Genomic DNA, 11,850 nt, shown 5'->3' with positions numbered 1-11,850 from the left:
GATGATTGAATCCCTGACCGACCCCAATGATCCGCTTGATCGGCAGAATGAAAAGCTGCTGAAGATCGTCGCGGCCCTGATGCGGCGGGTCGAGGAATCCACTGACGCCTCGGGCGCGGCTTACGCACAGTTTCAGCGGGCTGCCATGCTTGAACAGGAAGTGCGGGCCCGAACAGATGACCTTGAGCGGGCGTTGGACTTGCTCAACGACTCGAACGCGCGCTTGGCGCAGGCCAATCAGGAAACCGAAGCCGCCCGCGCAAACCTCGCCAATGCGATCGAGGCGGTACAGGAAGGGTTTGCGCTGTTCAATCGGGATGAAGAAATGGTCCTGTGCAATAGCCGCTTTGGCCTGCATATGCCCGACATTCAGACCAAGCTGACACCGGGGTTGCGGTTCACCGATTATGTCGGGTTGGTCAGCCAGTCCAGGTTCCTGTCCTTGCCCGGGGTCGTTTCCCCAAAGGAGTGGGTACAGCGGCGCATGGCGCGCCATGCTGAAGATCACGTTGTCTTTAACATCCGCCTTAGCGGCAACCGCTGGATGCAGGTATCCGAACACCGGACGCCGGATGGCGGCACGGTGATCCTGCAGACGGATGTGACCGACATCATGCGGTTCGAGCGGCAGGAACGGGACCGTATCCTTGATGACAAAGCGCGCCTGATCCGCGCGACACTGGAACATATCGATCAGGGGGTCTGTATCTTTGACAGCAAGCTGCGTCTGGTCGGGTGGAACAACCGCGCCAGCGAACTTCTGGCCATTCCCAATGCGCAATTTCAGAAGGGGGCACCGTTCCAGACGTTGTTTCACCGGTTAAGCGCGACAATCAGTTTTGAGAGCGGCGTGAGCGACGCTGACCTTCTGGCCTGGGTCAACCGCTCGACCGAACGTCCGCCGCTACAATTCCAGATGCACAGCGGTCGTGCCAAGATTTTGTCAGTCTTTGCGCAGGAAATGCCGGATCAGGGATTTGTGATTTCTTTCACTGATGTGACGGAAGACAGAAAATCCGCGCAAGCTCTTGTCGAAGCAAAGGAACTGTTGGAACAGCGTGTTGCATCGCGAACAATGGAGCTTGCGGACGCGCTGAACGAGGCAGAACGCGCGAACGCATCAAAATCGCGCTTTGTTGCGGCGGCCAGCCATGATCTGCTGCAACCTCTGTCGGCTGCAAAACTCTACATCTCGACACTGGGCAGCGGATTGGACAAGGCTGACGCACGCGCAGTCGCGGTGAAAGCAGAGAGCGCTCTTAACAGTGTCGAACACATTCTTGAGGCGCTGCTGGATATCTCGAAACTGGATTCCGGGCGGGCATCGGTTCACTTGTCTTCCGTCCCGGTCGGAGAGCTTTTTTCCCAGATGGAGGACGCCTTTCGGCCTATGGCGCAAGCAAAAGGGCTTGGATTGGGATTTGTGGGTACCGATGCGGTTGTCAGAAGCGATGCCAGTTACTTGCGGCGTATTCTGCAAAACCTTTTGTCGAACGCGATCCGGTACACGGAAACGGGCAGGGTTCTGGTCGGTGTAAGACGACTGGGGAAAACCATATCGATTCAGGTCTGGGATACCGGCATTGGGATCGCACCTGACCAAAGAGACGTTGTTTTTCAAGAATTTAAACGTATTCATTCAGACGCCAGTGCGGCCGAAGGGATGGGTTTGGGCCTTGCCATTGTGGAACGCGCCTGTGGTTTGCTGAAACATCCGATAAATTTGCAGTCCGAACTGGGGCGCGGAACCGTTTTTTCAATCACGGTTCCATCAGCAGGCCAGGCACGCGATGCGCTGAATAGTGGTGAGCCGTCGATACAATCGCGCTCGGACGTGCTGCACAGGACGGTTGCCTTGCTGATTGAAAACGATGACAACCTGCGCGGGGCGCTGTGCATGACGATGGAAAACTGGGGCGTTCAGGTATTGGAAGCGGCCAGCAAAGATGAGGCGGCAAACCTGCTGCACGAGATCGGGATTTTACCGGATGTCATTGTCGCCGATTTTCAACTGGACGGCGGAAAGGCCGGTACCGAAGCCATTGCCGAACTGACACGCGAATTCGGGCAACTGCCCGGTTGCATCATTTCCGCTGATCGTTCGACCGAATTGGCGACCTCTTGCAAAACGGCAGGCTACCTTTTGCTGCAAAAGCCGATTGATGCACAAAAGCTAAAATCCGTGTTAGAGGCTTCGGTCAGTTGACAGGTCAGGGCGTTCGTCGCTTACCTACCGTCCGCATCATCTGACGGAAATAGAGCTTTGGTGCCAGACGGTTCAGCAGATTGGCGATCTGTGCGATCCGCCCGACAGGGATGTAGTCTTTACGTCGCCGGTAACCTTGCAAGATTACTTGCGCCGCCGCTTCCGGCTCCATGTAGTCGATACCATCCGAGGCAGAGCCGGGACGAACGAACCCAGCGTCTGCGGCCTCCGGTCGCCCGATATTGGTCGCCACAAAGGATGGCGCGGCGATGGAAACACGAACCCCGTGGGCGGATTCCTCGGCGCGAAGGGACTTAAAGAACCCCTCCATCGCGTGTTTGCTGGCTGCATAGGCGGTTCGATGAATGAGGGGTGCAAAACCTGCAACGGAAGAGATCGCGAGGTGCGTACCCTTGGCCTTCCTGACCGCGTCCAGAAAATCCTGAGCGCAAGAAACCGCAGCGAAATAGTTGATTTCGAACAAGTTTCGGTGCGAGCGCATATCGCTGTCCGAAAACGCGGAAATCTGCGAGACGCCTGCATTGTAGATCACCAGATCTATGGAGTCCCTTGCCGCAATGATCCGGGTGCAGGTGTCTTTGCATTGATCAGCGTCGGTCAGATCACAGGCATAGATGCTGACGTCATCCTGATTGGCAAGCGCGTCAAGCTCTGGCCCCGGTAAATCGATCAACGCCGTGTGCCAGCCGTCGGCCCTCAGCGCGGCGGACAGCGCACGGCCCAAACCGCCAGCGCCTCCGGTGATGACAGCGGTTGGTTTCATTGGGCAGCCTCCCACCAGCGATCAAACGCCTCGGCACTTGTGAATTTGGGGTGATAGCCGAATTCGCCTTTCAGCGCGGCATTGTTCAACACGGGACGGTATAGAAGGAAACGCACTTGTTCTGGCCCATAGCGCGACAGACCCAGCGGGCGGGCAATGGACAGGGCGATCTTGACCACCGCAGGGGACAGCCAACGCACCGATTTGCCCATTTGTGACGCGATCTGTGAGATGGTCAGCGCGCCGTCACCCGCAACGTTGAAAACGCCGGCAGGCCCGTCCGTGGCCGCACGAACCAGTATATCGGCCAAGTCTTCGTCCCAAATGAACACGAAAGGGCTGTCGGAGCCTTTCAAGCCCAGCAGACTGGGCTTGTGGAACAGAGCCGTTATCTGGTTTTCGACCTTGGGCCCCAATACTGTGCCCACGCGCAGAACAACCTGTTCGAGGTCGGGCGCGCTTTGTCTGGCTTCGGCCAGCATTTCTTCGACCAGCCGCTTGTGCCAGGAATAGGCAAACTCCTTATTGCCTCGTATCGTATCCGTTTCGCGCAAGGGAACCGGGTTATCGGCATGATACCCATAAGCGGCCCCCGAAGAGGTAACCACCAGACGCTTGACCCCGGCGGCAATCGCCGCATTCAGCACATTTCGGGTACCTTCGACATCAACCTGATATTCATGGTCTCTGGTCGAGTTGGGACCGGGGGTCACGATGGACGCCAGATGAACGATGGTGTCCGGTTCTTCGGCCAGAATGACGTTGAGAGGCGCGTTGCCGGTGACATCCATTCGTACGAACCGTGCATTTTTCGGCAAGTTGGCGGGTTCTTGAATATCGGTTGCGGTGATCGTGATGTCGGCACGATCGCCCAACCGATGCAGCAGGGCAGTGCCCACCGAGCCCGCAGCTCCGGTGATCAGGATGTGGCGCATTCGGGCACCTCTCGTCTTGCGAAGAAGGCGGCCAGAGCCAACCCCGAGATTGCGTGCCAGATGCCCCAAAGAGCGGCGGCCACCGCCATGCCGCCAAGCCCTCCGAAAAAGGCGAAAATCAGGATGAGGCCAAGGCCCGAGTTCTGAATCCCAGTTTCGATTGTGACAGACCGGCGGTCGCGTTCCGACAGATTAGCTGCCGTCGCGGTCAGATACCCGCCCATAAAAGCCAGCGCGTTATGCAGAATAACAATCCCGATGATCATGGTCGCAAAATGCTGGAAAATTGCCCAGTTCGCGGCGAGCGCAACCATGATGAATGTGATGAAGATCGCCATCGAGAGCCACTGCATCGGGCGGCGGATTTTATCGGCGACGGCTGTGAAGCGCGCATTGACCAGCATGCCAAGGATCAGCGGTAGGATCAGCATGAAGCCGACCGTAATGGCCACTGCGACCGGGTCGATTTCTGTCCTTTGCAGGATTTCTCGTGTTGGGGCGTAAAGATTCCCCCACAACGCAACATTAGCGGGCGTGATGATGATCGCGCCGACGGTTGCGAAAGCTGTCATCGACACCGAAAGCGCCACGTTTCCGCCAGCACGGTGCGTCATGAAATTCGAGATGTTCCCTCCCGGGCAGGCCGCTACAAGGATCAGCCCCATCGCGACCGACGGTAGTGGATTGACCACCAGCAGCATCAGAAACGTGAGTGCGGGTAGAACCAAAAACTGGGACGCCAGCCCAACAAGCAACGGTTTCGGTCCGCGCAGGATCCGGCGAAAGTCATCCATCCTAAGATCCAGCGCGATTGAGAACATCACGACGGCAAGGATGACGTTCAGCAGCTTTAGGTTGCCTGCATCGAAGTTCAGCGCGACATCGTCGATCCCGTTCATGACTGGGCCGCTTTTAACGCCGCGATCTGTCGGGTCACTTCACCGCGGTAGGTCGCTTTGTCGACATAATAGGCCATCCGGGGCAGGTCGATATAGTTCATGCCGCCAGTCGCGCGTTCGAATTTTTCGGATTTGGTCGCGTGAATGGCCTTTGCGGCAGAGTTTCCGGATCTTAGCCCTGCGATATAGCGCGCCACCATCTCGGCCTGTTCATGCCGTCCCTGCCACCCCAGACCGGATGCTTCGATCATACCCAGGACGAAAAGGTCATCGCGGGTTGGGTGCATGCAGTTCAAGTACAGGTGCGGGGCGTCGCCCTGCCAGTTCAAGTGCGACTTGTCGATAAACGGGTAGTGCAGTTTATAACCGGTCGCGGCCAGAATCATGTCGTATTCAGCACTGGTGCCATCACGGAAATGGACGGTCTTGCCGTCGAAACGTTCAACGTCAGGGCGCACCTTCAAATCGCCATGCCCGGCGTGGAATAGGATCAGCGAATTGACGACGGGATGGGACTCGTAGAGGGCGTAATCCGGTTTGGGAAAGCCATATTTCTGCGGATCACCCACGAACCATTTCAGAATTGCCCCGTCCACTTTACGTTTCAGCCACATGGGCAATTTGATCTTCCCGCCCATCGTGTCAGCCGGAACACCGAAGACGTATTTGGGTACAAAATAGTACCCCCGGCGCATCGAGATGTCACAAGACTGCCCGTGGTGAATGGCGTCAACCGCGATGTCGCAGCCCGAGTTTCCGGCCCCGATAACCAGAACCCTCTTACCTGTGAATCGCGTCGGATAACGGTAATCCGAAGCGTGGATCAACTCGCCGGTAAATTCTCCCTCAAACTTGGGTAGATTGGGTTCGGACAAGGTGCCGTTGGCGATCAGAACACCCGCAAAGATCTGGCAGTGCTCAGTGCCTGCCTTGTCGCGCCACTTCACCTCCCATCCGCCTGCGTCCAGCGGTGTGGTACTCAGGACCTCGGCACCAAAATGATAGTGCTGGTACAGGTCAAATGCGTTCGCGAAGTCGTGGAAATACGTCTTGAGCTCGCGATGTGATGGATACTCCGCCGTTTCTTCCTGCATAGGGAAGTCGGTGAATTCGGTCATTTTCTTAGACGATATGAGGTGGGCGGTCTCGTACATCGTAGACCGAGGGGCATCGATGTTCCACAGACCACCCACATCATCAGCCAATTCAAATCCTTGAAATGGCACTCCCTGCTCGACAAGTGTCTTGGCCATCGCCAGACCCATGGGCCCAGCTCCGATCAGAGCAAAACACTCTTCCGGGCGGGCCTTCACCGTGACCGGCTGGCCCGCTCCGACTTGCACCTGTTCCATCCGTCTCTCCTCCTGCGACATTATTTATCTTGAACGATCGTTCGAAATAAGGCAAATTAGTTTTTGAAATGGCACAACACGCTGTAAAAGAAAGAAAAAGGGCGCCCTCGCAGCGATCCATTGCGGCACGAGAACGTATTCTTGACGCTGCGGAACTTGTCTTTGCCGAGCAGGGATTCGACGGTGCCTCGATTCGCGACATCGCCGAACGGGCGCAGGTTCAGAAGGCCAACGTGAACTTTCACGGTGGTCCAAAGGATGAGCTTTTTGAACGCATCGTGGCACGCCGCGCCAGCGAGCTATCGCAAGAGCGTCGTGAAGCCATCAGCCGATTGGAGGATCGCGGCGATTGGGACGCCGCGGACCTGATGTCAGCCTTCATGCGGCCGCTGTTGACCCGCGCATTCAGTAATGACCCGCAGTGGCTGGCGTACGCGCGCATTGTGGCGATTGTTTCCGCTGATGCGCGCTGGCATGCGCTGGCCAAAACCCATTTTGATCCCGTCGCTTCGCTGGTCGTTCACAAGCTGTGCACAAAATATCCCAAGGCCGACCCGGCGAACGTTGCCGGGGCGTTGGTCTTTTCAGTGTCGTCCATGCTGGCGTTGTGCACGTCGGAGTGGCGGATTGGGGCACTTTCCGGCCCTGACCAAAAACGCGACGCCGAGGGCGCAATCGGGAACCTGTTGCAGTTCTGTCATGCTGGGCTCGCCGGTGTTTTGAACCCGTCGCGGTAATCTTGGAACGATCACAACACTTCGCCCCAACCCGCTCAACTTGAAGTTACGCATGGGACCAAATCAAATGGTCGCATGCGTTATTATCTAGTGATTATCCAAGTTTATCGATTGGGAGCGTGGGGTGACATGACAGAGAAAAGGGACCGCCTGACCGCGGAGGAGGCGAGGGGGCTGCGGACGGCCAAAGAGCTTGAGGCGCATCTGGCCTGGTTGGACACGTTCACGCCAGCCGCTTTGGGTGTTTTGGCGATCGCTTAGGGAATCTACACTTACCTTGGTGTTTCGTTACTGTTGGAAGACAATGGCGCGGTAATCTTTTTCGCAGCGGTCGCATACTCGATCGCGGTGTCCGTCGGCATCTTTTTGTTCTGGAGCCATATGCTGCGGTTACTTCCGTCGATTTGCACGGCCAGCGGTTCGTTGGCCTGACGTTGTCGACGATCGTTGGATCCGTTGCAATTATAGCCATGTCCAGCTGGCTTAACGCCACTGCACTGGCTGGTGCCGCAGCGGTCGAACAGCACTTGGAAAACACCGTGCGCGACTACCAGGCAGCGCTTGAGCAAGCGCATGACATTGCACTTAGCGGTCAGGCGCTGGGGCAAGAGGTCGAGCGCGCGCGTCAAAGCTTCGAAGATCTGGCTGAGCTGGAGTAAGCCGGTGATCTGCGGCGTGTCCTTCTGATGAGTGGTCAGATCGAAACGGGCGATGCCGAAAGGTTCGAAACTTATTTGTCCGAGATGCAAGAACAACCCGACATGGTCGCGCTGCTCAGCCCGGGCGGCCACGTGTCCGAAGCTTTGTTGATCGGCGCGCAGATTCGCGAGACCGGGTTGTCATCGGCTGTACAGCCGGGCGCGGTCTGCACGTCCGCCTGTCCATATGTTCTGGCCGATGGGGTCGCGCGTATCGTGTCATTGCAAGGCATTGTCGGACTTCATCAGCATTACTAAGACCAACCACGCCTGATCCCCGTGGTCTTTGCCGTTGAAAGCATCCAAAAGGGGCAAGGCGAAGCAATGCAGCAACTGATCGAATTGGGCGTCGATCCTGCTTTGATGCTTTATTCTCTGAACACGCCGCCGGATCAGATCTAGGCCCTTGTAGAAGATGAGCTGGCAAGCACCGGTATTGCAACGCAAATTCTGGAATAGCGCAAAGGCCCGACCAGCGGGCCGTTCTTATCAATTCTGCAAGGCAGAGATGAGCGCCTCGGCCAGCGGTAACGAGGAATATCCGTGCCGGGAGGGCGTCAAACCCAACCGCACAACGACCATGTCTTGGGATGGGAATACACCGATGAACTGCCCGTCATGCCCCTGAAGCCAGACGGCGTCCTCATAGGGCGGCAACCCTCCCGGAGAGTCCAGCCACAGATGACCTTTGGCATACATCCCGTCAGATGCAGCAACCGGCTCAAACATCCAGTCCGTAAAGCCCTCGGGCAGGATTTGTTGTTCGTTCCATTCGCCTTTCTGCAATAGCAGTTGCCCAAAACGCGCCCAGTCACGCGCAGTGGCATACATATAGCTGGACCCGACGAATGTGTCCGCCGCGTCGGTCTCGAGTACGACGGATGTCATGCCCAATGGTTCGAACAGAGCCTCTTGCGGATAGGTTAGGCTGCCATCGGTCAGCTTGTTCTGCCAGACGCGCGACAAGGCTGTGGTCGTCCCCGATGAGTAGTTGAAGTCCGCCGCAACCTCACTTTCCGCCGGACGGCCCGAGACAAAACCTGCCATGTCATCATTAAGATACAGCATCTTGGTCACGTCCGAGACGTCGCCATATTCCTCATTCCATTGCAGACCGCTGGACATGGCCAGCATGTCCTTAAGGGTGATGCTTTTGCGCCTATCCTGCGCCCAGTCCGGATAGCTGTCGGTCAACGTATCATCCAGCGACATCTGGCCGGATTCGATCAGGGTGCCGATCAGGCCTGCAGTAACTGTCTTGGTCATCGACCATCCAAGCAAAGGCGTGTTTTCGTCAAACCCCTCCGCATAGGTCTCGCCAACGATACGCCCACCCCGCACGACTACCACGGCGCGGTATCCTTCGCCCAGCAGGGTGCTATCCGCCAGGATGCGCGCAATTTCCGGGTCTTGTGACAATTGAACTTCGTTGCCGGCGGGCCAGAGACCAGCAGGCAAGGGCTCGATTGCGGCTAAGGTCGCAGTGCTGAGTGTCGCGTCATGGAGATTGGTGCAGCCAAGCCCCTCGCGATATTGCGAGGTCGCGGGGGCAAAGAACCGGAATATCCGCGTTGTCACGGTTTGGGCCTCGGCGTCCACGTCGATCGATATCTGCTTAAGCAATGGATGCCCCGGGGCCTGAACATCGACGGTCAAAACCTCTTCCGGGTCGCGCCCGGCAATGAAGACATTGGAGCAGACGATCTTGGCCGAATAGTTTGTTCCCACCTTCAAAAGGTCAGGCGGGGCGATCAGCAGATAGCCCACAATTGCGACGACACCCAGAATAAGCGTGCCCGCGATAATTTTCAGCGCCTTGATGATCAATCGATTTTCTGAACCGGTCGTACCGGCCCCCTCCCGTTTCTCTCCGGATTTCGTCTGAGTTAAGAGCGTATCGGCTTTGGTTGCCACCTTTCCGTCGCGTAGGTTCCGACCATATGCGCCCGTCGACCCGCCCTTGTCGTTGCACTTGACCAGAGCTTTGGTGTCGTCCTTGATGGTGACAAGCCCCGTCGTTGACGCCGGTAACAGGACCAGAAATTGCGATTTCCCGGGTGCAGATAGGCGACTGTTTATGATGCGCCGACCTTTGACAACATCAGTGGGGTGCGTCAGACGGCCGAGGCTTGGTGGGACAGTGGTGCAGGGAACTACAAACCGTACCCGTTGACTTTGATCGCCGAACTGATTTTGAAAGCCGGTGATCCCGAGGTCGCCCGGCAGGTGTTGATCGAGGCGCGCCAGCACCAGAAACTAACAAACCAAGGCTGGGCGCAGGCCGAAACGGACCGGGTTCAGGCGTGTTTACTGCAGCTGCAAGAGACCGCGAAATAGCGGACTGGCCAATCAAAACCCGCTGACGCGTTCAACCAACCAGTACAGCGACACGCAGCCGATGGCATATCCGGTGACGGGTACGGCGACGACGCCAGCCTTTTGCGAAATCGTTGGCAGCGCAAGACGCCATAACAGGATCAGGGCCGACAGTGCGGCGATGAACAGAAGCTGACCGGCCTCGACCCCGATGTTGAAGGCCAGCAGTGCCGCGAAGATATCCTCGGTTGGAACTCCGATATCGGCCAAGGCGCCAGCAAATCCCAGTCCGTGCAACAATCCGAAGCAAAAGCAGACGATCCAGGGATATTGTTCGGACAGGCGCAGCTCACCATCCTTTCGGTTGAGGATTTCCAAAGCGAGGAACACGATCGACAAGGCGATCACGGCTTCGACCGGTGGACCGGGCACGTTCAGAACGCCCAGCGTGGCAAGCGCCAGCGTAATGGAATGCGCGACGGTAAAGGCTGTAACCGCCCCGACCAACCGCCATGGGTCGCGCACCAGCACAAATAAAGCGAAAACAAACAGAAGGTGATCCCAACCCTCCAGGATATGCTCGAACCCAAGGCGGAAATAACTGCTCAGAACCGACCAGGTCGTTGGCTGTTCTGGTATGACCAAAGCAGGCGTCTCGGGTGTGAACCGCAAAGTGGATGGTTCCGACGATATGGGTTGGATGCGCAGCAGAACGTCGTTTCGTTGTTGCTCCAGCCCTTCAATGGTGATGGTGTGACCGGCGATATCGTCCTCGCATTCAAGAACCCAGGTCGCGATCCAAGCTGTTCCGTCGGACCGTGGCTCGGGTCCTCGGTTTTGGGCACAGTGAGCGGGCAATATGGCATCGATACCCATGGGGCGGCCATTCACATCAGGCTTGCGCCATAGCACTTGCCAGGTGTTGCTCGCCAATTGCCGCAGGTCCAAATAACCGGGGTCAAGTGCATGTGCATGTCCCGCTTGTGCAGCGAACATCAGCCAGCCCGAGAATAACAGGCAAAAGAGCCGCTTCATTCGACTGCCTTGTCCATGTCGGGTGTTTCGACCTGGTAATTCGACGCCAGGCTTTCATATTGCGCCTGCGCCAGGTCCGACCCGGCTTCGCGGCGCCATTCCAGTAAAACGGTATCGCGGATATCTTCCAGCTTTGGCAATATGGGGTCTTGTTTGTCTGTAACGCGAACGACGTGGATGCCATATGCGGATCGGACTGGGCCGGACCAGTTGCCTGGCTCCAACGAATTCAGAGCCGCCGAAAAGCCAGTGCCAAAGTTTGCGTCCACCATGCGCACTACTGTCAGAGGCATCGACTTTGGAAGCAAAGTTGTCGATCCGATGCTGCTCCAGTCCTGCTGAGTGTTTGCAGCCTCAATCGCGCTTTCGATGGCATCCAGCTCAGCGTTCTCGTTCAGGTAGATCTGATCAAAAGCAATCTGTGCCGGTTTGGTAAACCGTTCCGGGTTTTCGTTCAGAAAGGTCTGCAACACTTCGGGCTCGGGTTCGATCGAAGCCGCGATTGCGTCAGTCAGAAAATCCATCTTCTGCGCCAGGCGAGCACGGATGACCTGATCACCTTGATCCAGGCCCAGCTTGCGTGCTTCACGCACAAGAACTTCTTCGCGGATCGCCCCGTCAATCAGGGCCTGTAACTCGTCTTCCGTCGGTGGGCGGTTCCAGCTGTTTTGGAAACGTGTTTTCAGAAGGGCGACATCGTTACCATCAACTGTGATCGTGTCGGTTTCTTCAACGATGTCCTGTTGCGGGGAAATCCATGCAAACCAACCGAAAATGGCAACCCCGATCAAAATGAAGTGGACTAAAGGTTGTTTTAGAATTTGCATGCGGGTTCTCAATGTCGTGTCGCAATATTGCCGGGCGGGGTTGGCCGCCCGGCAATGTCTT

At 57.0% G+C, this 11,850-nt stretch carries 12 protein-coding genes and 1 pseudogene; 6 read left to right on the top strand and 7 right to left on the bottom strand.

Annotation, left to right across the window (positions count from 1 at the left end; translation table 11 throughout):
• Position 1 precedes the first annotated feature (1 nt).
• A complete protein-coding gene (locus tag AC2FFH_RS00115; protein ID WP_496769722.1) occupies positions 2-2,206 on the top strand; it encodes a PAS-domain containing protein in 2,205 nt (734 codons plus the stop codon).
• 4 nt (positions 2,207-2,210) lie between these two features.
• Here the strand turns inward: AC2FFH_RS00115 and AC2FFH_RS00110 are convergent, their stop codons facing one another.
• Genes AC2FFH_RS00110 through AC2FFH_RS00095 form a run of 4 tightly spaced genes read right to left on the bottom strand, consistent with a single transcriptional unit; the run spans position 2,211 to position 6,176 of the window.
• Positions 2,211-2,990: an SDR family NAD(P)-dependent oxidoreductase gene (locus AC2FFH_RS00110; RefSeq protein ID WP_496769720.1), complete on the bottom strand. Its 780-nt coding sequence runs from the start codon at positions 2,988-2,990 to the stop codon at positions 2,211-2,213.
• Positions 2,987-3,925, bottom strand: a complete 939-nt coding sequence (locus AC2FFH_RS00105; RefSeq protein WP_496769718.1) for an SDR family oxidoreductase — start codon at positions 3,923-3,925, stop codon at positions 2,987-2,989. The genes AC2FFH_RS00110 and AC2FFH_RS00105 overlap by 4 nt, the downstream gene beginning before the upstream one ends.
• On the bottom strand, positions 3,910-4,824 hold the full coding sequence (locus AC2FFH_RS00100; RefSeq protein ID WP_496769717.1) for a bile acid:sodium symporter family protein: 915 nt from the start codon (positions 4,822-4,824) through the stop codon (positions 3,910-3,912). Before AC2FFH_RS00100 ends, AC2FFH_RS00105 begins: the two co-directional genes overlap by 16 nt.
• Positions 4,821-6,176, bottom strand: a complete 1,356-nt coding sequence (locus tag AC2FFH_RS00095) for a flavin-containing monooxygenase (protein WP_496782952.1) — start codon at positions 6,174-6,176, stop codon at positions 4,821-4,823. The genes AC2FFH_RS00100 and AC2FFH_RS00095 overlap by 4 nt, the downstream gene beginning before the upstream one ends.
• A 68-nt stretch (positions 6,177-6,244) precedes the next feature.
• On the opposite strand from AC2FFH_RS00095, the gene AC2FFH_RS00090 reads away from it, so the two are divergent.
• The 4 genes and pseudogenes from AC2FFH_RS00090 to AC2FFH_RS00075 all read left to right on the top strand — a co-directional run bounded on the left by AC2FFH_RS00090 (position 6,245) and on the right by AC2FFH_RS00075 (position 8,013).
• Positions 6,245-6,913 (top strand): TetR/AcrR family transcriptional regulator, encoded by a 669-nt coding sequence (locus AC2FFH_RS00090; protein WP_496780479.1) that lies wholly within the window; start codon positions 6,245-6,247, stop codon positions 6,911-6,913.
• A 129-nt stretch (positions 6,914-7,042) separates the two neighbouring features.
• Positions 7,043-7,569: pseudogene (locus AC2FFH_RS00085) on the top strand (hypothetical protein); the annotation flags it as partial.
• 30 nt (positions 7,570-7,599) lie between these two features.
• A complete protein-coding gene (locus tag AC2FFH_RS00080; RefSeq protein ID WP_496722034.1) occupies positions 7,600-7,869 on the top strand; it encodes a hypothetical protein in 270 nt (89 codons plus the stop codon).
• Positions 7,870-7,890: 21 nt separating this feature from the next.
• Complete coding sequence (locus tag AC2FFH_RS00075; RefSeq protein ID WP_496722036.1) at positions 7,891-8,013, top strand: hypothetical protein; 123 nt, start codon at positions 7,891-7,893, stop codon at positions 8,011-8,013.
• Positions 8,014-8,100: 87 nt separating this feature from the next.
• Here AC2FFH_RS00075 and AC2FFH_RS00070 read toward each other — a convergent pair whose 3' ends face one another.
• Positions 8,101-9,525 (bottom strand): serine hydrolase domain-containing protein, encoded by a 1,425-nt coding sequence (locus AC2FFH_RS00070; protein ID WP_496843489.1) that lies wholly within the window; start codon positions 9,523-9,525, stop codon positions 8,101-8,103.
• A gap of 195 nt (positions 9,526-9,720) precedes the next feature.
• Here AC2FFH_RS00070 and AC2FFH_RS00065 point away from each other — a divergent pair, with 195 nt between their 5' ends.
• Positions 9,721-9,948 (top strand): hypothetical protein, encoded by a 228-nt coding sequence (locus AC2FFH_RS00065; protein ID WP_496843488.1) that lies wholly within the window; start codon positions 9,721-9,723, stop codon positions 9,946-9,948.
• A 12-nt stretch (positions 9,949-9,960) separates the two neighbouring features.
• On the opposite strand, the gene AC2FFH_RS00060 is transcribed toward AC2FFH_RS00065, so the two are convergent.
• Entirely contained in the window at positions 9,961-10,962 is a 1,002-nt protein-coding gene (locus AC2FFH_RS00060) for a HupE/UreJ family protein (RefSeq protein ID WP_496843487.1), read from the bottom strand.
• The gene (locus AC2FFH_RS00055) at positions 10,959-11,789 is read right to left on the bottom strand and encodes a peptidyl-prolyl cis-trans isomerase (protein WP_496843486.1); all 831 of its coding nucleotides are present in this window, start codon (positions 11,787-11,789) and stop codon (positions 10,959-10,961) included. The genes AC2FFH_RS00060 and AC2FFH_RS00055 overlap by 4 nt, the downstream gene beginning before the upstream one ends.
• Between the last annotated feature and the right edge of the window lie 61 nt (positions 11,790-11,850).

It is taken from the genome of Ruegeria sp. YTSC003 (assembly GCF_059609785.1).
The sequence above is the reverse complement of the archived record's forward strand: the minus strand, read 5'-3'. Positions and strand labels throughout refer to the sequence as shown.